Source organism: Hymenobacter nitidus (assembly GCF_020447315.1).
In the GTDB taxonomy this organism is placed as follows: domain Bacteria; phylum Bacteroidota; class Bacteroidia; order Cytophagales; family Hymenobacteraceae; genus Hymenobacter; species Hymenobacter nitidus.
This window is the reverse complement of record NZ_JAJADQ010000003.1, coordinates 504,985-524,976: the sequence shown is the minus strand read 5'-3', so window position 1 is coordinate 524,976 and position 19,992 is coordinate 504,985. Positions and strand designations below refer to the sequence as shown.

The following is a 19,992-nucleotide window of genomic DNA, read 5'->3' as shown; positions in this document are numbered from 1 at the left end:
AAACTATCAGTACCAGTATTGGCAAACTCATGATAAGGGAAACAGCAGCAGCTATCCGCTTGAGTACCGTTAATAGATTGGGGTGTACAAATAAAACGGTACCAGTATCCGGGTGGCCGTCCCGAACAATATCCCCTGGGGAGTAAATCCAAATCAGTGAGCCCACCACCAGCACCGTGGCAGTGGCAATAAGCACTAGGGTGCTGTAGTCCCGCTTCATTACAAGCTTCCCTACACCGCCACACTCGCCTGCACGGCTTCGAACACCTTTTCGGCCGGCAAATCCTCCATGCAACTGGTGCCTAGCTTGCAGGTGCCGCGGTAGAAGCACACGCACTGCCGGTCGGGCTGCACGAGCTGGCCGCGGCCGTAGAGGTCGAATTCGTAGGGGTTGAAGATGTTGTTCATCAGCACCGTGGGCTTTTGCAGGGCAATGCTGATGTGCATGGCCATCGTGACCTGCGTCACGATGCCGTCCATCTGGTACATCAGGTTGATAAACTGCTCCAGCGGGAAGGTACCCAGGTAAGCAGCGCCCGTAGCAGCGTGCAGACGCTGGTTGCGCTCATCCTCGGCCGTGCCGCCCAGCAGCACCGGCGCGTAGCCAGCCTGTTGCAGCTGCCCGATAAGCGTCAGCCATTTCTCGTCGCTCCACAGCCGGGTCGTCCACCGGTCGCCGCAGCCGGTGTTGAGGCCAATGCGCGGCTTGCCGGTGGGCAGGGCGCTCCAGTCGTAGCCTTTGTCCTGGTGGGTGTCGAATACGTACTCCTCGTGCTGAAACTCGAAGCCGCAGAGCTCGAAGATTTCCTGCACGTAGGGCTTCTGGTTCAGCTGACTCAGCTCGTCGAACACGCCGGTCAGGAACTTGTGGCTGGCCAGCTCGTTGCCGGGCCAGGCCACCCCGTACTGCGGGTGCAGGGTGTAGCCAAACTTGCGGGTAGCCCGAATGGAGTCGTGCAGGGCGCAGGCTTCCTTGTCCTTGTCCAGGTTGAGCAGCAGGTCAAACTCGCGGGCCTGCAGGTGCAGCACGCTGGTCAGCTCCAGCTTCAGAATCTCGTCGATGGCCTCGGCGGGCAGAATGGCGGGCGTGTGCGTGAGCCAGGTAATCTTGGCCTGCGGATACTCCCGGCGCAGGCGGCGCAGCAGGGGCGTGGTCCGGATAACGTCGCCAATGGCCCCGAGCTTGATAATCAGGATGCGCTCCTGTACGGGCGCGTACTCGGGGCAGCCGGCGCACTGGTAGCCGCGCTCTTTGTTGGGGCGGCAAGGAATGTCGCCGCGAAAATGGCGGCAGTCGGGATGAACGGTAACGCCGTTGAGAGAGGCCATACGGAAGAGAAGTATCCGGCAAAGGTAGCCGAAGGGGCGAAGCGGCGCACTGCCCGCCCGCAAAAAGCTGCTGCCCATACTTATTCAGGAAGTTGTGACGTTTGTGCTGGTGACGTTTCAAAACGTCACCAGCACAAACGTCACAACTTCTTTCGCCTGCTCACTACTCGGGCTTATGGCTATTCAGCGCAGCTTCTCCCACCGCCGGGGCCCCCGGCGCTACCACAATATTCAGCAGCTCGTACGGGCGCACTTTGGGCTGAGCCAACCCGATGTGGCCCGGCTGCTGCACCTCACCCGGGCCACTGTAGCAATGGATGAGGCCAGGCAGCGTAATATGCCCACCGCGGCGTGGTTGCGCTTTCACCATCTGGTGCAGGCCCTACCCGTGCCCGACGGCCCGGCCCCAGTGCCGACAGCGGCCCCGATGCCTCTATCCGACGATGAGCGGGCCGCGCTACAGCTGCGCCTGCAGGGCATCAGGGGGCAGGAATATCCGTTGCAGCAGAAGCTTACGCGCTGCCAGACGCGGCTGGCCCAGGCCCGGCTACGCCTGCAGGCGCTGCCCACGCTGCACTTGGCTTATCCTGACGAGCGGGGGCAGCGGTGGTTGGCCAACTTCGAAACTGAGGCCCGCGAAAATCTGGAGAGTGAAGCCGGCAAGCCTGCCCTGCTGGAGCTACGCCTGCGGGTGCTGGCCTACGAAGCAGCCGAAATAACCCGGCTATTGGCGGCGGGTTAAGAGAGCCTACACCAAGTTGAAGGCGCGGGCGTAGAGGCCCAGCTCGGCGGCCGACTGGGGCTGGAGCTTCTGACGGATGTTGCGACGGTGGGTTTCGGCCGTCTGCACCGAGAGGTGCAGGGTTTCGGCAATCTGGGGGGAGCTGTGGCCCAGGGCCAGGTGGCGCAGCACTTCCCGCTCGCGGGTGGTAAGGGTGGCGAAGGTGGCGGCGTGGCGGCGTAGAAACTCGTTTTCGTCGAGCAGGCGCTGCACCCGCAGGGCCAGGTGGGTTTCGGGCTGCACGGGCGAGGCCACGCAGAGCAGCAGCAGCGGGGCGCCCTGCGCATCGTGCAGCAGCAGCCGGATGGCGGTGAAATACCAGGTCCAGGGCGTGTGGGCATTGGCCCGCACCTGCTGAAAAAACGTGGCCACCGGCCCCAGCTCATTCTGCTCAATCAGCTGCCAGATTTTGGGAGCATACTCGGCCGCGTCGGCCGGGTTGAAAAAGCGCGTGTGGTAGGCGGCGCCCAGGGCCCGCAACTCTTCCAGGCTAATCTGGAGCAGTTCCAGCCCCCACGGCGACATGTATTCTACGCCCTGGGTCTGGATGTTGTTGATGATGATGACGCCCGGGTACTGGGCCGCCGTAGCGGCTATTTCCGCCACCTTGTGGGAAATGGCTTCTTCGTTGGACATGCAGGTAGGTGTAAGAGCAGAGGAGTGGGAGCAGAGCAGGGTAAGAACAGACCCGGAGGCCAGCAGCTAACATAGTAAATAGTCGATAGTAGTTGCAACAAGCCACGACCGAACAGTAAAAAGCCGGGACGAACTGCTCATGCAGCACGTCCCGGCTTACGGGTCGAGGGGTTTCAGCACTACGCAGCGCCCATGCCTGGGCGTTGGCGCGGGCCGGACCGCTGGTAGCGGCTCTAAGCACCGGTTAGCTGGCCTGCCGCTGGGTGAAGGTGCTTATATGAGGGTTAATAAGACAAGCGTAATAAACCGCATGGGCCACTAAATCCCCACGTAGGTATGTGGCGTAATAGCCCGCAGCTCGGCTTTCACATCCTCACTCACTTCCAGCGTATCAATAAATGACTGAATACTGGCTTCGGAAATGGCCTCGCCGGTGCGGGTCAGGGCTTTGAGGGCGTTGTAGGGGTCGGGGTAGGCTTCGCGGCGCAGCACGGTCTGCAGGGCCTCGGCCACCACGGCCCAGTTGGCCTCCAGGTCGCGGTGCAGGGCCGCTTCGTCGAGGGCCAGCTTGTCGAGGCCGCGCTGCAGGGAGTTCAGGGCAATCAGGATATGGCCCAGCGGCACGCCCAGGTTGCGCAGCACCGTGGAGTCGGTCAGGTCGCGCTGCAGGCGACTGATGGGCAGCTTGGCCGCCAGGTGCTCCAGCACGGCGTTGGCCACGCCCAGGTTGCCCTCAGCGTTTTCGAAGTCGATGGGGTTTACCTTGTGCGGCATGGCCGAGGAGCCCACTTCGCCGGCCTTGATGGTCTGGCGGAAGTAGCCCATCGAAATGTATTGCCACACGTCCCGGGCCAGGTCGATGAGAATGTTGTTGAGGCGCTTGAGCCCGTCGCAGGTGGCGGCCAGGTGGTCGTAGTGCTCAATCTGGGTGGTAGGCTGGCTGCGGTGCAGGCCCAGGCGGTTGTTCACGAATACATCGGCAAACTGCTTCCAATCGACCTGCGGATACGCTACCTGGTGGGCGTTGAAGTTGCCGGTAGCGCCCCCGAACTTGGCCCCGAACGGTACCTGCGCCAGCAGCTCTACTTGGGCGTCGAGCCGGGCCACAAACACCTGAATTTCCTTGCCCAGGCGGGTGGGGGAGGCCGGCTGCCCGTGGGTGCGGGCCAGCATCGGAATGGCTTCCCAGTCGGTGGCGCGGGTGGCCAGCTGGTTGCGCACCTGGGCATAGGCGGGCAGCAACGAGTGCAACAGGGCGTGCTGCAAACTCAGCGGAATGGCCGTGTTGTTGATGTCCTGGGAGGTCAGGCCGAAGTGAATGAACTCCAGGTAGCTGCCCAGGCCCAGGGCCGTGAACTTGTCGCGCAGGAAGTACTCCACAGCCTTCACGTCGTGGTTGGTTACCTTTTCGTGGGCCTTCACCGCTTCGGCATCGGCCTGGGAGAAGCCAGTGTAGAGGCTGCGCAGCTGCGGGAATACGGCCGCATCCACGTTCTGTAGCTGAGGCAGCGGTAATTCACACAAGGCAATGAAATATTCCACTTCTACCAGCACCCGGTAGCGGATCAGGGCCAGCTCCGAGAAATAGGCCGCCAGGGGCAGCGTTTGGCGGCGGTAGCGCCCGTCGAGGGGCGAAACGGCGGTGAGGGGCGAGAGGGCAGCGTAGTCGGCAGCAGCAGTCATTGCGTAGAAGGAAGTTGACCAGAGTGCGTCAAAGGTAGCAAATGAGGCCGGGCGGCTACGGCCGCGCGGCGGTTTTCGCTACCTTTGCTACCCGAGCAGCGGCAGGTTCGGCACGGAACTGGCATACGCCTGCCGCTTCTATCTTCCTCTCCTTCTGCGCGTGACATCAGCTACAAAGAAAAAAATAGGCATTGGTCTGGGCATCCTGGTGGTGCTGCTGGGCGTGGCCCTGGGCGTATTTTTGTTTAAGCGGCAGGAGCTGCTGGACTACGCCCTGCAACAGGTAAAAGCCAAAGTAGAGCGGAAATATCCAGTGGCCCTGACCCTGGGCACGGCCCGCTTCACCGCCCTGAACACGGTGCGCATCGACGGCATGAGCATGGTGCCCACGGCTACCCCGACCGACACGCTGCTACAGGCCCGCCAGATGACGGTGTCGTTGAGCGTGCGGTCCTTGTTTGCCGGCCGGCCCGTGTTCAGCAACCTCGAAATCAAAGACGCCCAGCTGACGGCCCGCAAAAATGCCCGCGCCGACAACTACTCGTTTCTGTATAAGAAGAAAGGCGCCGCGCCCACGGTGCCCCGCGACACGACTAAGGGCGTCAACTACGGTTTGCTGGCCAACCAGCTGCTCGAAGCCAGCTTCGACAACATGCCCGAGGAGGCCGACTTCCGCAACTTCCTGGTCACCTACGACAGCCCCCGGCACCGGGCGCGCATCACCATGCCGCGCCTCTCTATTGAGGATGGCGACATCAGCGGGCAGCTCACGGCGGTGGTCGATTCGGTGGAAAACCGCGTGGGCGTGCAGGGCCACATCGAGCCCGGCGACTACGCCCTGAACGCGGAAGTGTTCGGCTTGAACCGCCGGCCCGTAGTGCTGCCCTACGTGCTGCGCCGCTACGGGGCCCGCGTGCAGTTCGATACGCTGCGCATGAGCCTGACCGATAAAGACCTCGACGACGAGGAGCTGACCGTGCGCGGCACGGCTTCGGCCGCCAACTTCATTGTGAACCACCCTAAGCTCTCGGACCGGGACGTGCGCTTCCCGCGCGGCGGCATCGAGTTTGTGGCCCGGCTGGGGCAGGCCTTTGCCGCCCTGGACAAAGGCACCAAGGTGACGCTCAACCGCATGGACTTCTTCCCGGTGGTCAGCATCCGCAAGTTGCCGGTGAACGAGCGGGTGGTGGGCAAGATGATTAACGGGGTGCGGCGCCGCAGCGAAACGCTGGCCGGCCTGCAGGTGAAAGCCGACGTGGAATCGGCCGAAACGGCGGCCAATACCTTCTTTGAGGCCTTGCCCGAGGGCATGTTCAACACCCTGGAAGGCATGCAGGGCGAAGGCACGCTCACCTACCGCCTCCACCTGAACCTGGACATGAACCGGCTCGACAGCCTGGAGTTCAACTCGGGCCTGACGCCCAAAAACTTCCGCATCAGCCGCTTCGGCCGCGAAAACCTGAACAAGCTCAACGAGGACTTTCCCTACACGGCGTACAACGACAAGGGCGACTCCATCAAAACCTTCACCGTGGGGCCTTCTAACCCGGAGTTTACGCCCTACAGCGACATTCCCAATTACCTGAAGGGCGCCATCATGACGGCCGAAGACCCCCGCTTCATGTCCCACAAGGGCTTCATGGAAAAGGCTTTCGTGAAGTCGGCCATTCAGAATATCAAGGAGAAGCGCTTTGCCCGCGGCGGCAGCACAATTTCCATGCAGCTGGTCAAGAACGTGTTTCTGACCCGGCAGAAAACCGTGACCCGCAAGATTGAGGAGGCCCTGATTGTGTGGCTTATCGAAAACACCCGGCTGGTGTCGAAGGAGCGCATGTTTGAGGTCTACCTGAACATCATCGAGTGGGGCCCGAAAGTGTACGGCGTGCACGAAGCGTCACGGTTCTACTTCGATAAGCAGCCCAGCAACCTGAACCTGTCGGAAAGCCTGTACCTGGCCAGCATTATTCCGCGGCCCAAGCGCTATCAGGCATCTTTTAACCAGTACGGGGAAATGCGCAGCTCGGCCCGCTACTTCCACCGTCTCATTGCCGACCTGATGGAGCGCAAGGGCATGATTTCGGAGGGCGAGCGGCAGAGCGTAAGCTATAATCTGAGCTTCCCGGGCCGGGCCCACGGCTCCATCTTCCGCGCCGTGCGCCCCGATACCACGCGCACCACCTTCGCGGCCGACTCTACCCAGTTTGAGCCCCTGAACCTGATAGATCTGCTGGGCGGCGAGTCGCCCGATGCCGGCGTGAATACCAACACCACGCCCCCCGCCGAAACGACCCCGCCCAAGCCGTAAGCTGGCGTTTACTACTAGAAAGGCCCCGCCGAATCTCTTCGGCGGGGCCTTTCTACGTTGTATTACATCGGCCCGGCAACCCGAGCCGCACGCGGCAAAGGACTACTCCGCAATATCGGCGGGAGGAATGATGGGCGCGTCCTTCTTGGGATAAAGCAACGACAGCACCACCGAGCCCAGCAGCAGAAAGCCCACCACGCCCAGCGACCAGCTCATCGGCAGCTCGTAGAACTCGGCCACCAGCAGCTTGGCCCCAATGAATACCAGGATAAGGGAGAGGCCATAGTGCAGGTAGTGAAACAATTGCATGAGGCCCGCCAAAGCAAAATACAAAGCCCGCAAGCCCAGCAAGGCGAATACGTTGGAGGTATAGACAATAAACGTGTCGCGCGAAATGGCCAGAATGGCCGGAATGGAGTCGGCGGCAAAGACCACGTCGGTCGTCTCGACCATGACCAGCACCACAAACAGGGGCGTGGCGAACAGCAGGCGCTCCTTGCGCACGAAAAACTTGCCGCCTTCCAGCTTGCTGGTAATGGGCAGGTGACGGCTCAGAAACTTCACCACCGGGTTGTCGTCGGGGTTGATTTCGGGCTCTCCGGCGCTCAGGGCCATCTTCACGCCGGTATACACCAGGAACGCGCCCAGCACATACATCAGAAAGTGGAACTTGGCCAGCAGCGCCGCGCCGGCCAGAATAAAGATGGCCCGCAACACTAGGGCCCCGATAACGCCCCAGAACAGGATGCGGTGCTGGTACTGCAGCGGCACCTTGAAATAGGTGAAAATCAGCAGGAAAACGAACAGGTTATCTACGCTGAGCGACTTCTCAATCAGGTAGCCGGTCAGAAACTCCAGAGCCGCCTGCTGGCCCATGGTGCGGTATACCAGGTAGTTGAAGGCCAGCGACAGGGCAACCCAGAAGGCGCTCCAGCCTAGTGCTTCTCGCATGCGGACGACGTGCGCTTTGCGGTTGAGCACCAGCAAGTCGAGCATCAGCATAACCAGCACGAAGGCGTTGAAGCCAACCCAGAACCAAGGAGTGTTTTCCATAAGGCCAAGATACGCGGCCAACGATGCCGGCGTATGGTGGGCTTACCGGGATTCGCCGGCCGAGGTTGCAGCCGAGGCCGAAACTGCCGGGGCCGCCGCGGGCGTAGGCACCCGCTCAAACGTGCGAAACAAACTGCTCAGCTTCATCTGCACCACACCGAAGAAGGCTTCCTGAAAGATGCCCTTGGTCATTTTGGACGTGCCGCGGGTGCGGTCCGTGAAGATAATCGGCACTTCCTTGATGCGGAAGCCATATTTGTAGGCCAGCCATTTCATCTCAATCTGGAAGGCGTAGCCCACGAAGCGGATGCGGTCCAGCGGGATGGTACGTAGCACCCGGGCCGTGTAGCACTTAAAGCCGGCCGTGGCGTCGGCAATGGGCATGCCGGTAATCATGCGCACGTAGGCCGAGGCAAACCACGACATCAGCACGCGGTCCATGGGCCAGTTTACCACGTTCACGCCCTGGATGTAGCGCGAGCCGATGGCCATATCGTAGCCCTCCACGGCGCAGGCGTCGTAGAGGCGCAGCAAGTCGTCGGGGTTGTGCGAGAAGTCGGCGTCCATCTCAAACACGTACTGGTAGTTGCGCTGCAAAGCCCACCGGAAACCGTGAATGTAGGCCGTGCCCAGGCCCAGCTTGCCCTTGCGCTCCTCCAGAAACAGCCGGTCGGGAAACTCCTGCTGCAGGCCGCGCACGATGCCGGCCGTGCCATCGGGCGAGCCGTCGTCGATGATGAGCACGTCGAAGCCTTTGGGCAGCGAAAACACCTTGCGGATGATCAGCTCCGCGTTTTCACGCTCATTGTAGGTTGGTATCAGGACGAGCCCATCATTCATAATTGGCCAAAGATAAAGATTCAGTGTGCGCCCTTTGCAATTTTTTCGGCCAGCGCCCGGGCGTGGCGGATGCAGTCGGGCACGCCCACGCCGGCGCGCCAGTTGGCCGTGCTGAAGATTCCGGCTTCAAGCAGCTCATCGGCAGCGGTATGCGCCGCCACGATGCGCTGGTCGAACTGCGGAATGGCCCGCTCCCAAGAGTACCGGTATTGCCAGACGGGTTGCACTGCCCGGATGCCATACAAACGGCACAATTCGGCGTGGACCTGCTGCTGCTGTTGCTCGGCCGGCTGCCGGGCCTGCGCCTCATACTGCGTACCTCCAACAAACGTGGTAAACAAAACGTGTCCGGCCGGCACCCTATTCGGATAGATGGAGCTGGTCCAGATGCTGCCGGCCGCGTAAGGCTGCTCCGCTTTGGGATGCAGGGCCCCGAAGCCATCCAGCGGGTGGGTAACGTCGGCGCGCTGATACGCGGTATATACGGCCGTCATGGGTGGGTAATACACGGCGGCCAGGGCCACCGCCGCGGCCGGAAACAGCGGTTTCAACAGCGGTGCTGCTGCGTAGGCGGGCAGGGCCAGCACCAGCGCGTCGTAGGTTTCAGTACGTGGCGGGCCAGAGGTTGTTAGTTGGTACTTACCCTCAGGGGTGCGCGTCAGGCTGGTCACGGCTTCCCCGAAATGAGCGTTAGTGAGCTGCGCGGCCAGCGTGTTGGGCATGGTCTGCAGCCCGTCGCGCAGGGAAACGATGCGGCGCCGGGTACCCGGGGTGCCACTCTTGGCCAAGCCCTTGAGCACGGAGCCGTAGGTCTGTTCCATCTCCACCATCCTGGGGAAGGTCTTGTGCACGAGCAGCTGCTCCGGGTCGCCGGCGTAAATACCGGAAATGAACGGGTTCAGGGCGTAATCCACGATTTCGGACCCGAAGCGGCGGCGGAAAAAGGCGGCTAGAGTTTCCCGCGCGTCCGGTGCCTGAGCCGGCCGGCTCAGCTCCCGCAGAATATTGACTTTACCTTTCAGGCTGAAAAAGCCGCTCGTCAGCAGGCCGGGCGGCGAGCCGGGCAGCTTCTGGTACTTGCCGGCCCGCAGCACGTAGCGGTTGGCACTCACGGCGGCCGTGTCCTGAATCTGGTCGGTCAGGTTGAGGTGTTCCAGCAGGTCGCTTAGCTCGTCGCTGAGCTGCAGGGAGTTGGGGCCGGTTTCGAGCAGGTAGCCCTCGTGGTGCTCGGAGCGAATGTTGCCGCCGGGCCGGGGGCTGGCCTCAAACAGGTCGTAGGCCACGCCGGCCCGCTGCAGGTAAAAGGCCGCCGTCAGGCCCGAAATACCGCCGCCGAGAATTGCAATCCGCATAGTGCGCTGGGTTAGGAACGGGCAAAGGTAACCGCCGCGCCGTTAGCCGCCGCCCCGGAATCCGTAGCTTTGGCCCCATGAATGCAGCAGCAGCCGAACCGGCCCCGCGGGAAAAGGCCATTTTCCTGGACCGCGACGGAGTATTGAACCAGGAAATTGGCCACTATGTGTGGCGTTTAGAGGAGTTTGTTATTCTCGACGGTGTGCCCGAAAGCCTGGCCCGCCTCAAAGCCGCTGGCTACCGCCTGATTGTCGTCACCAACCAGGCCGGCATTGCCAAAGGCCTATACACGGCCCGGGAGGTGCAGGCCTGCCACCAGAAGCTGCAGCAGGCCTGCCATAACGCCATCGACGCCTTTTACTTCGCCAGCGGCCACCCCAGCGTGAGCGAGTCGCTGATGCGCAAGCCCGACTCGCTGATGCTGGAAAAAGCCATAGCCCGCTTCCGCCTCGACCCGGCGCAGAGCTGGATTATCGGCGACCGGCTGCGCGACTTACAGGCCGGGGCCAAAGTCGGTGTTCGGGGAATACTGGTGGGAGAAGGAGAGGAGCCACGCCCCGAGCTGTACGCTGCCGACCTGCGCGCCGCCACCGACCTGATTTTGGGTGAAAAAAATTAACGAAGAATTATCTCTTTGTATTAACCAATCTAACAAGAGTAGTGTTTTATTAAACCGCCGTCAAATGTATAATCTTCTGTTTTACAAAGGCTACCAAGCCGCAGTCCGCTCTGGTAATTATGGTGAGTATCCCGTAGTCGGCGGTAGTAATGTTGTGGCATTCTGTGCGTTCCTGAATGTATTTTCGCTAATGTTCGTCGCTGAAAGAATCTTCGCTTTAACCATTGTGAAGTGGTTTCGGCCCGAATACAAGTGGTTTGTCGTAGTGACTTTTATTGCTGGAGTCTGGGCTTATTTCCTGATAGGGAATCGTTATGTTAAAATCATTGAGAAGTATGAACAACAGAATGTTGCAAGAAGTATTTCTCCCTATCTGGTAATACTATTCTGTTATATATGCTCTGGAATACTTCTGCTTCTATCTGCCTTTTTTAGAAATCATGCCTGGATTTTTGCCTAACCTAATAGTTGTAGGCTCAAACAGCCAATAGCAGAAACCCTTAAATCAACACAGCCAGCTTCCTGCAGAAGGAAACCGGCTGTGTTGCGTTAGAAAAGGCCGAAATTATTGGCGCTCAGACTGCTGCTCAGTGCTGGCCATGATGGGCGAAGCAACCTGCGTAGCTGGCTTCGTGGTGGAGTAGGCCGGACACTTGGTGCGGCAGGAGCTGAAGAGAGCAAGACATCCAACAGCTACAATCAACAGTTTTTTCATGCGTAAGTACAATCTGCGAAATGGGAAGATGCGCAAACAGAAGGTGACAGGAAAGATTTACCAACAGGTAACGCTTCCTTAACCTTCAAATTGTACTCATTCGTTCAAAAGCAAAACGCCGGCTCCCTGCTAAGCAGAAAGCCGGCGTTTGTATAGCCGGGAAACTAAAAAAGCTGCCGAAAACTACTGACGCTCAGCCGGTGCTGCTGCCGAGGCGGTGATGGTTGAGGAAACGCGGTTGGCCGCTTTGCTGCCGTAAGCGGGGCATTTCGTCTTGTTGCAGGCGCTCAGACCAACGAGGGCCACAGAGGCCAATAAGAGTAGCTTTTTCATCCCGAGAAAAACCAAAAGAGTTGTAAGAGAAACTATACCAGCACCAAAAGTACAATTTCTGGTCCGGACCTTCAATCATCCGGAGCAGAAATTATACCGCTATTTTTTTATTCTAGTACCCCAGAATGCGCATCATGGCGTCGCCTTTCTGCTCGTCGGCAAATACCCGGTCGGTGAGGGTGCCGTCGGCGTCGCGGTCCAGAATCACCATTTTCGGGGCCGGAATCAGGCAGTGCTTGATGCCGCCATAGCCCGAGAGGCTTTCCTGGTAGGCGCCCGTGTGGAAGAAGCCTACGTAGAGCGGCTTGGCATCGGTGGGCTTGCGCTCGGGCAAAAACACCTGGTAGATGTGCTTTTCGGCGTTGTAGTAGTCCTGCGAGTCGCAGGTGAGGCCGCCGAGCTGCAGCTTCTTGTACTTCTTTTCCCAGCCGTTGAGGGCCAGCATGATAAAGCGCTGGTTCAGGGCCCAGGTGTCGGGCAGGTTGGTGATAAACGAGCCGTCAATCATGTACCAGAGCTCCTTGTCGTTCTGCAGCTTCTCGTCCAGAATGCTGTAAATCGTGGCGCCCGACTCGCCCACGGTGAAAATGCCGAACTCGGTGAAGATGTGGGGCTCGGGCACGCCTTCCTCCCCGCAGATGCGCTTGATGGTGCGCAGGATTTCCTCAATCATGTAGGGGTAGTCGTACTCCTTCTGAATCGAGGTCTGGATGGGCAAACCGCCGCCAATGTCGATGGTGGTCAGCGTGGGGCACACCTTGCGCAGCTCGCAGTACTTGTGCACGAAGCGGCTCAGTTCGGACCAGTAATAGCTGGTGTCCTTGATGCCGGTGTTGATGAAGTAGTGCAGCATCGTGAGCTCGAAGCGCGGGTCGTCCTTGATTTTCTGCTCGTAAAGCGGAATAGCGTCGGCGTAGCGGATGCCCAGGCGAGAGGTGTAGAACTGGAAGCGCGGCTCCTCGTCGGAGGCCAGGCGCATGCCCAGGTTGCACTTTTCGCGCACGTTGTCGTGGTAGTACTCCACCTCATTGGGCGAGTCCAGGATGGGCATGCAGTTCACGAACCCGTCATTGATCAGGCGCGTGATTTCGAACTTGTATTCTTCCGGCTTGAAGCCGTTGCAGATGATATACGTGTCCTTGGTCACCTTGCCCTTGGCATGCATGGCCCGGATGATGTTGGTATCGAACCAGGACGAGGTTTCGATGTGGACACCGTTTTTCAGGGCTTCCTCCACCACGAAGCTGAAGTGGGAGGCCTTGGTGCAGTAGGCGTAGGAGTACTGGCCCTGGTAGTCGGTTTTCTCGATGCCGACCCGGAACCACTCCTTGGCCCGCTGAATCTGGGAGCTGATTTTGGGCAGGTAGGTGAGGCGCAGCGGCGTGCCGTGCTTCTCGACCAGGGCCATCAAATCGATGTCGTGGAAGCGCAGCTCGTTCTGCTCGACGTGAAACTCCTGGGTAGGAAAATCGAAGGTTTGGGAAATCAGGTCGTGGTAGGTATCCATTGACGGGAAGAGTAGAGGAAGAGTTAAAAGAACTGTCATCCTGAGCCCAGCGAAGGACCTGATACATCTAGAACGAAGGCCGCTATAACGACTCGTTCCAGCGTGATAAGGTCCTTCGCAAGCTCAGGATGACAGACGATTTTCAACTGGTCGAGCTTTTGTCGAACTTAGTGCCCGCAAAGATACCCCGCCCGCGGGGTTTTGGTTGTGCTTTGTTCGTTGGTCGCGGCGGAAGGTCCGTGCGCGCTAAGCCTGAGAGGAATTCCCACCCGCTCAATCGGCAAGCTCAAACCCTTTTACCTTTTATTGCCCATGTAAATATGCGCCGCATCAAGCTCATCGAAGTCCGCTCCGAACTCGGGGCCGGGACTCGTGGGGCCAGTCTGGGGGTCGATGCCCTCCGGATTGCCTGCCTGAACAAAGGTTGTGACTATTTCCGCCGCTTCAACGCCGTTGCCGTGCCGGATCAGAACCACGTTTTGTTCGACAAAAACCATTTCCCTTTTGCCAAGCACATCGATTCGGTGTACACCGTGCAAAAGGCCATTGCCAGTACCGTGGAGCAGACGCTCCGGTTCGGCGAATTCCCGGTGGTGCTGGCCGGCGACCACAGCAACGCCGCCGCCACGATTGCCGGCATCAAGGCGGCCAATCCCTATAAGACGCTCGGCGTGGTCTGGATTGATGCCCACGCCGATATTCACTCGCCCTACACCACGCCCTCGGGCAACATTCACGGCATGCCCCTGGCCATGGCCCTGAACGAGGACAACCGGCAGTGCCAGCGCAACGAGCTGGACCCGGAAACCGAGTTTTTCTGGCGCCGCCTGCAAAACCTGGGTGAGGAAGGCCCCAAGCTCAGCCCCGAACACCTGGTGTACGTGGTGGTGCGCGACACCGAGCACGAGGAAGACGCCGTGATTGAGCGCCTGGGCATCAAAAACTTCAAGCTGCCCGAGTTTAAGGCCAAAGGCCCGCGGCAGATAGCCCGCGAAATCTACGAGCGGCTGCGCTTCTGCGACCTAGTCTACATCAGCTTCGACGTGGACTCCCTGGACTCCCGCTTCTCGAAAGGCACCGGTACGCCCGTCGTGGATGGCCTGAACGTGGACGAGGCCATTGGCCTGTGCCGCGCTCTGCTGGAAAACGACCGGGTAGTTTGCTTCGAAATGGTGGAAATCAACCCCACACTCGACAACGAGAATACCATGGCCAAGAACGCCTTCGATATTCTGGAAGCCTCGACGGATGCCATTCTGGACCGGCTGCGCATGGAAGATGTGACCAGCCGGTAGAGCCGGAGATGCTCATAATCTGCCGAATATAGCGCGAGCAATACCAGCTGATCGGAACGTATGACCACAAAGATACTCTGGTAAACAAGAAGCATTATCAGTGGTAACTGTGCACCAATATGGTAAACGTTAATCTGTTGAATGGTACAGTGTTTACCATATTGGTGCACACGTAACATATATGCATGTGTTTGTTTACCAACTACCGAAGTCGTTTCTTTTTCTGGCTGACAGCCAAATTTGGGGTAGCATAAGTCTCCGGGAAGCCGCGTTGTAGGTACTTGTTTGAACCCGGCGCGGCTTCCGCTACTTTTGCCCCAGCATTTTCCGCCGCATTTCCCGGAGTCCCCGGCGGAGCTCCTCTTTAACTAGCACCCCGTGCAACAACTCGAACAGGACATCAGGGCGGCGCTGAGCGCGGCTATACAGCAGGTTTTTGGCGTTACGGTCGCTGCCGATCAGCTCGTGATTCAACCCACGCGCAAGGAATTCGCGGGCTCCTTTACCCTCGTTACCTTCTCCTTGACCAAAGCCCTGGGCAAAGGTCCCGAGCAGATCGGGCAGGCCCTGGGCGAGTGGCTGACCGGCCATGAGGTGCGCATCAGCGGCTTCAACGTGGTGAAAGGCTTCCTGAACCTGGAGGTGGCCGACCGGGAGTGGCTGCGCCTGTTCCAGGGCCTGGTGCAGCAGCCCGAAGGCACCCCAGTGCCTACCGGCGGCCCCCAGGACGTGGTAGTGGAGTATTCGTCGCCGAATACCAACAAGCCCCTGCACCTGGGCCATTTGCGCAACAACTTCCTGGGCTACTCGGTGGCCGAGATTCTGAAGGCTACCGGCGCTACGGTGTCGAAGGTAAACCTGGTCAACGACCGGGGCATTCACATCTGCAAGTCGATGCTGGGCTACCAGCAGTTTGGCCACGCCGAAACGCCCGAGAGCGACAACATCAAGGGCGACCATCTGGTGGGTAAATACTACGTGCTGTTCGAGAAGCACTACCGCGAGCAGGTGGCCCAGCTGGTGGCCGAAGGCGTGGCCGAGGACACGGCCAAGGCTTCGGCCCCGCTGATGCTGGAAGCCCGCGACATGCTGCAGAAGTGGGAAGCCGGCGACGAGGAAGTCGTGAGCCTGTGGCGGCAGATGAACGGCTGGGTGTACGAGGGTCACAACGCTACCTACGCCGCCATTGGCGTCGATTTCGACAAGTTTTATTACGAATCGGGTACCTACCTGCTGGGCAAGGAGCGGGTACAGGAAGGCCTGGACCGGGGCTTGTTCTACCGCAAGGAAGACGGCTCGACTTGGGTGGACCTGGCCGCCGAAGGCCTGGACCAGAAGATTCTGCTCCGCTCGGACGGCACCAGCGTGTATCTGACCCAGGACCTGGGCACGGCCGAGCTGAAGTACGCCGACTTCCACTACGATTCGAGCATCTACGTTATTGCCGACGAGCAGAACTACCACATGCAGGTGCTGCAGGCCACGCTCCAGAAGCTGGGCAAGCCCTACGCCGCCGCCATTCATCACCTGAGCTACGGCATGGTGGATTTGCCCACGGGCAAGATGAAAACCCGCGAGGGTACTGTAGTAGATGCCGACGAGCTGGTGCGCGAAGTGATAGAAGCCGCTAAAGTAGAAACCTTGAAAAAAGGTAAAATTGAAGGATTAAGTGAGGAAGAGCTAGCTCAGCTGTTTCACACCCTAGGTTTGGGTGCCCTGAAATACTATCTGCTGAAGGTTGACCCCAAAAAGCGGATGTTATTCAACCCCGAGGAATCAGTACAGCTGCAGGGTGATACCGGCCCATTTGTTCAATACACCTATGCCCGGACTGCATCCTTGCGTCGCAAGGCCCAGCAGATGGGTATCGATGAAAAAGCTGAGTTCCTGAGCCTGGGCGAGTTGCAGAAGGCAGAGCGCGAAATGATTGAGGAGCTGGCCCGCTACGCCAACGTAGTGACGGAAGCCGCCCGCACCTTCTCGCCGGCCATTGTGGCCCAGTACGCCTATGACCTGGCCAAGGCCTACAACCGCTTCTACGCCGAGGTGCAGGTGCTGCAGGAGCCCGACGAGGCCAAACGCGCCTTCCGCGTGGCCCTGTCGGTGCAGACGGGCCGGGCTATCAAGGCCAGCATGAAGCTGCTGGGCATTGCGGTACCCGAGCGGATGTAAACCCCTTAAAAGCGCCCTTCTTTTCACCGAGAGGGGCGTTTTGTTTCGCGCTAGCTGAAAAAAACAAAGACTACCGATATGAAAAGCGTTGCCGTGTATTGTGGGGCCAGCCCCGGATTCAATGAAGTGTACCGCCAGCAGGCCGAGCTGATGGGAGAGGAGCTGGTGAAGCGCGACCTGACGCTGGTGTACGGCGGCGGCCGGGTGGGCCTAATGGGCGCCGTGGCCGACAGCGTGATGCGCCACGGTGGCCGCAGCATCGGCGTAATCCCCGACTTCCTGGCCGACAAGGAGCTGGCCCATACCGGCCTGACGGAGCTGCACGTGGTGAAAAGCATGCACGAGCGGAAACTGCTGATGGCCGAGCTGGCCGAGGGCTTTATTGCCATGCCCGGTGGCTTCGGTACCCTGGAGGAGCTGTTTGAGGTCCTGACCTGGGGCCAGCTGGGGCTGCACAAAAAGCCCAGCGGCGTGTTTAATGTGCAGGGCTTCTACAACCACCAGCTGCAGTTTCTGGACAAGATGGTGGAGGAAGGCTTTCTGCGGCCCGAAAACCGCGCCCAGCTTCAGCAGGATGCCACCCCCGCCGGCCTCCTCGACAAGATGCTGGCCTACGTGCCCACCGACCTGGAAAAGTGGCTCACGGTGCCCCGCACCTAGCGCAGAAGCCACATTCGCCCGCCGCCGACCAGCACCGCGCCGGCGCCCAACGCGGCAAACGCCTACCTTGGCGGCCATAACCAGTATCCCTGACCGGGACGTTACGCCGGTGCCGTTCGGGCGCCGGCCAGTAGTGACCTTAATCCGCCTTATGAAAGCTGCCTGTCTACTCCTGCTCGGCGCCAGTACCGCCTGCGGTTTATCTTCCACCACGACTACTCCTTCAACGCCTTCTACCCCGACTTCCTCCATGACGACTTCAGCCCCCGAAACGGCCGCCCGCGGCTCCGTATACGATTTTAGCGTGAAAACCATCGATGGCAAAGAGGTGTCGCTCAGCCAGTACAAGGGCAAAAAGCTGCTCATCGTGAACGTGGCGTCGGAGTGTGGCTACACGCCCCAGTACAAGGAATTGGAGGAGCTCTACAAGAAGCACGGCGACCGGGTCGTGGTGCTGGGCTTCCCGGCCAACAACTTCGGGGGGCAGGAGCCGGGCTCCAACGAGCAGATTGCCACCTTCTGCGAGAAGAACTTCGGCGTTACCTTCCCCATGTTCGCCAAAGTATCGGTGAAGGGCGACGACACGGCCCCGCTCTACCAGTTTCTGGCCGATAAAACCAAGAACGGCGCCATCAGCGACGCCCCCGACTGGAACTTCTGCAAGTATTTAGTCAATGAGCAGGGCCAGGTCGTGGGCTTTTATCCATCCAAGGTGAAGCCCATGAGCGACGAGCTGGTGGGCGCTATTCTGAAGTAATTCTTTCTGCGTTTTTCCCTAGAGCGTCATTTCATTCTGAGCAGAACGTCATGTCGAGCCTTTACGAGACATCTCACGTGCAATGGTATCAAGTACTGTTGCAGTAGAGATGCTTCGGCAAGCGGACGACAGATAAAGCATGACGTTCTATTTTTAGCATGACGTTCTTTTGTAGTGTTATGGCTTCTCCCGCACCTGCTCCCAACTCCGCTGCCAGCCCCGCCAAAGCCTGGATTTCAGCTTTTCGGCCCCGCACCCTGCCGTTGGCCCTGGCCAGCATCATGATGGGGGGCTTTCTGGCCGCCGCCCACGACCAGTTCCGCGGGACCGTAGTAGGTCTGGCCGCTCTGACCACCATTCTGCTCCAGATTCTGAGCAACCTGGCCAACGACTACGGCGACTCGCAGAACGGGGCCGACAGCGTGCACCGCGAAGGGCCGCAGCGGGCAGTGCAGTCGGGCGCCATTACGCCGGCCCAGATGAAAAAGGGCATGGTCGTGTTTGGGGCCCTGTCGTTTCTGGCGGGCATCAGCCTGCTGTGGGTGGCGCTGGGCTTGTCCGGCCTGTGGGTATTTCTCTCGTTTCTGGTGCTGGGGCTTTCGGCCATCTGGGCGGCCGTCAACTACACGGCCGGCGCCAAGCCCTACGGCTACGCGGGCCTGGGCGACCTGTCGGTGTTTATCTTTTTCGGCATCGTGGGCGTGTGCGGCACGTTTTACCTGCAGGCCCGGCAGCTGCCCCTGGCCGTGCTGCTGCCGGCGGCCGCGCTGGGCTGCTTTGCTACGGCCGTGCTGAACGTGAACAACATCCGCGACATCCGCTCCGACGAGCTAGCCGGCAAAATCACGATTCCGGTGCGGCTGGGGCCGGTGCGGGCCCGCCGCTACCACTGGCTGCTGCTGCTGCTGGGCTTCGGGGCCGCCATTGTGTACGTGGCGCTTAGCTACCACTCGCCCTGGCAGTGGCTGTTTCTGCTTTCGGCCCCGCTGTTTCTCTTCAACGGCCGGCAGGTGTGGCAGCGCCAGGAATCCATGCAGCTCGACCCGTTGCTGAAGCAGATGGCCATGAGCACGCTGGCCTTTACGCTGCTCTTTGGCCTGGGGCAGGTGCTGTAGTGGCGGAAGGACAATGGTATTTAGGTTCTGGAAGCCATGAGAAAACGCCTGAACATAAACCTCCTACCGCTACTCCTACTCGTAGTGGTTTCTTTTTACACCGTTTACACGGCGCTGTTCGGCACGGTTTACTTGGCTGGCGAAGAGCGAAATATCAGCCTCGACCCGCATCATTACACCGGGTTTGCTGCCTTAGCTGTTGCGCTGGTATTGTACGGGGTCAGGAGCAAATATTTTAAGTACGGGGTACTACTACTGCTCTTGCTGTGGATGGTGGGAATAGCTAATTATCTGCCTGTCAGCCTAGGCGTCGGGGTTGGTTTTGGGGAATTGAAAATATCGTTGCAGCTGATAGCCCTGGTTTTTATGGCGGTTTACTACGCCCTTAACCGAAACCGGGCTGAAAAGAAACTTTCCGGTTTTCTGGCTTCAATAGCCGTAAAGCCGGACTCGGAAAAGGCCGAACGACATCGGCGGGAGGATAAGGAGAAGTTCAGACAAACATTTAAGCTTTACTCCACGGAGAAGCTTCAGACAATCGTGCAGGAAAGAAAGCTGGTGGGATTGGCGCTGGAGGCAGCGCAAGAATTATTATCGGAGCGGATAAAGTAAACGCGCCGCTCATTCGTCAGCCCGGAAGTAACCCGCTTCCGCCACGTATGAGCCCGCCTGTTTTGAGCCCTGCTACTGCTTCCAAGTACCGGCCCGATGTACTGGTAGCGGCAGGAAATCTTGGAACGGTCCCGAACAAGGCGGGGCCGGACGGGTTGTAGCAGCAGCCCATTCAAATACCACCAACGCAGCGGGGGCGCCCCTTTTTACCGGGCGCCTGCTTATCC

At 59.6% G+C, this 19,992-nt stretch carries 18 protein-coding genes; 10 read left to right on the top strand and 8 right to left on the bottom strand.

What is annotated here, in order from left to right; all coding sequences use genetic code 11:
• Positions 1–231 precede the first annotated feature (231 nt).
• A complete protein-coding gene (locus LGH70_RS08270) occupies positions 232–1,329 on the bottom strand; it encodes a glycosyltransferase family 9 protein (RefSeq protein WP_226184676.1) in 1,098 nt (365 codons plus the stop codon).
• A gap of 175 nt (positions 1,330–1,504) precedes the next feature.
• On the opposite strand from LGH70_RS08270, the gene LGH70_RS08265 reads away from it, so the two are divergent.
• Entirely contained in the window at positions 1,505–2,071 is a 567-nt protein-coding gene (locus tag LGH70_RS08265) for a hypothetical protein (RefSeq protein WP_226184674.1), read from the top strand.
• Positions 2,072–2,077: 6 nt separating this feature from the next.
• Here LGH70_RS08265 and LGH70_RS08260 read toward each other — a convergent pair whose 3' ends face one another.
• Together LGH70_RS08260 and purB are read right to left on the bottom strand one after the other, a co-directional pair.
• Positions 2,078–2,746 carry a helix-turn-helix transcriptional regulator gene (locus LGH70_RS08260; RefSeq protein ID WP_226184672.1) on the bottom strand — a complete coding sequence of 223 codons (669 nt, stop codon included), beginning with the start codon at positions 2,744–2,746 and terminating at the stop codon, positions 2,078–2,080.
• 318 nt (positions 2,747–3,064) lie between these two features.
• A complete protein-coding gene (purB, locus tag LGH70_RS08255; RefSeq protein WP_226184670.1) occupies positions 3,065–4,429 on the bottom strand; it encodes an adenylosuccinate lyase in 1,365 nt (454 codons plus the stop codon).
• Between the two features lie 160 nt (positions 4,430–4,589).
• Between purB and LGH70_RS23805 the strand changes: the two genes are divergently transcribed.
• Positions 4,590–6,734 carry a transglycosylase domain-containing protein gene (locus tag LGH70_RS23805; RefSeq protein WP_226184668.1) on the top strand — a complete coding sequence of 715 codons (2,145 nt, stop codon included), beginning with the start codon at positions 4,590–4,592 and terminating at the stop codon, positions 6,732–6,734.
• Between the two features lie 102 nt (positions 6,735–6,836).
• Here LGH70_RS23805 and LGH70_RS08245 read toward each other — a convergent pair whose 3' ends face one another.
• The 3 genes from LGH70_RS08245 to hemG are packed head-to-tail and all read right to left on the bottom strand — an operon-like array spanning position 6,837 to position 9,979.
• Positions 6,837–7,787 carry a TerC family protein gene (locus LGH70_RS08245; RefSeq protein WP_226184666.1) on the bottom strand — a complete coding sequence of 317 codons (951 nt, stop codon included), beginning with the start codon at positions 7,785–7,787 and terminating at the stop codon, positions 6,837–6,839.
• Positions 7,788–7,829: 42 nt separating this feature from the next.
• Positions 7,830–8,627 carry a polyprenol monophosphomannose synthase gene (locus tag LGH70_RS08240; protein ID WP_226184664.1) on the bottom strand — a complete coding sequence of 266 codons (798 nt, stop codon included), beginning with the start codon at positions 8,625–8,627 and terminating at the stop codon, positions 7,830–7,832.
• 20 nt (positions 8,628–8,647) lie between these two features.
• Positions 8,648–9,979: a protoporphyrinogen oxidase gene (gene hemG, locus LGH70_RS08235; protein ID WP_226184662.1), complete on the bottom strand. Its 1,332-nt coding sequence runs from the start codon at positions 9,977–9,979 to the stop codon at positions 8,648–8,650.
• Between the two features lie 77 nt (positions 9,980–10,056).
• Between hemG and LGH70_RS08230 the strand changes: the two genes are divergently transcribed.
• Both LGH70_RS08230 and bfi1 read left to right on the top strand, forming a co-directional pair.
• Complete coding sequence (locus LGH70_RS08230) at positions 10,057–10,599, top strand: D-glycero-alpha-D-manno-heptose-1,7-bisphosphate 7-phosphatase (protein WP_226184660.1); 543 nt, start codon at positions 10,057–10,059, stop codon at positions 10,597–10,599.
• A 64-nt stretch (positions 10,600–10,663) separates the two neighbouring features.
• Positions 10,664–11,059: a Bfi1 family immunity protein gene (gene bfi1, locus LGH70_RS23955; RefSeq protein WP_489146044.1), complete on the top strand. Its 396-nt coding sequence runs from the start codon at positions 10,664–10,666 to the stop codon at positions 11,057–11,059.
• Positions 11,060–11,497: 438 nt separating this feature from the next.
• On the opposite strand, the gene LGH70_RS08225 is transcribed toward bfi1, so the two are convergent.
• Both LGH70_RS08225 and LGH70_RS08220 read right to left on the bottom strand, forming a co-directional pair.
• Positions 11,498–11,647 carry a hypothetical protein gene (locus LGH70_RS08225; RefSeq protein ID WP_226184658.1) on the bottom strand — a complete coding sequence of 50 codons (150 nt, stop codon included), beginning with the start codon at positions 11,645–11,647 and terminating at the stop codon, positions 11,498–11,500.
• A 112-nt stretch (positions 11,648–11,759) separates the two neighbouring features.
• Positions 11,760–13,154: a type III PLP-dependent enzyme domain-containing protein gene (locus tag LGH70_RS08220; RefSeq protein ID WP_226184656.1), complete on the bottom strand. Its 1,395-nt coding sequence runs from the start codon at positions 13,152–13,154 to the stop codon at positions 11,760–11,762.
• 320 nt (positions 13,155–13,474) lie between these two features.
• Here LGH70_RS08220 and LGH70_RS08215 point away from each other — a divergent pair, with 320 nt between their 5' ends.
• The 6 genes from LGH70_RS08215 to LGH70_RS08190 all read left to right on the top strand — a co-directional run bounded on the left by LGH70_RS08215 (position 13,475) and on the right by LGH70_RS08190 (position 19,765).
• Entirely contained in the window at positions 13,475–14,449 is a 975-nt protein-coding gene (locus LGH70_RS08215; RefSeq protein ID WP_226184654.1) for an arginase, read from the top strand.
• Between the two features lie 378 nt (positions 14,450–14,827).
• Positions 14,828–16,621, top strand: coding sequence for an arginine--tRNA ligase (gene argS, locus LGH70_RS08210; RefSeq protein ID WP_226184652.1), 1,794 nt, complete (start codon positions 14,828–14,830; stop codon positions 16,619–16,621).
• 78 nt (positions 16,622–16,699) lie between these two features.
• A complete protein-coding gene (locus LGH70_RS08205) occupies positions 16,700–17,281 on the top strand; it encodes an LOG family protein (RefSeq protein WP_226184650.1) in 582 nt (193 codons plus the stop codon).
• A gap of 151 nt (positions 17,282–17,432) precedes the next feature.
• Positions 17,433–18,038 carry a glutathione peroxidase gene (locus LGH70_RS08200; RefSeq protein WP_431357419.1) on the top strand — a complete coding sequence of 202 codons (606 nt, stop codon included), beginning with the start codon at positions 17,433–17,435 and terminating at the stop codon, positions 18,036–18,038.
• 179 nt (positions 18,039–18,217) lie between these two features.
• Positions 18,218–19,153 carry a 1,4-dihydroxy-2-naphthoate polyprenyltransferase gene (locus LGH70_RS08195; RefSeq protein WP_226184649.1) on the top strand — a complete coding sequence of 312 codons (936 nt, stop codon included), beginning with the start codon at positions 18,218–18,220 and terminating at the stop codon, positions 19,151–19,153.
• 36 nt (positions 19,154–19,189) lie between these two features.
• Positions 19,190–19,765, top strand: a complete 576-nt coding sequence (locus LGH70_RS08190) for a hypothetical protein (protein WP_226184647.1) — start codon at positions 19,190–19,192, stop codon at positions 19,763–19,765.
• The last annotated feature ends 227 nt before the right edge of the window (positions 19,766–19,992 follow it).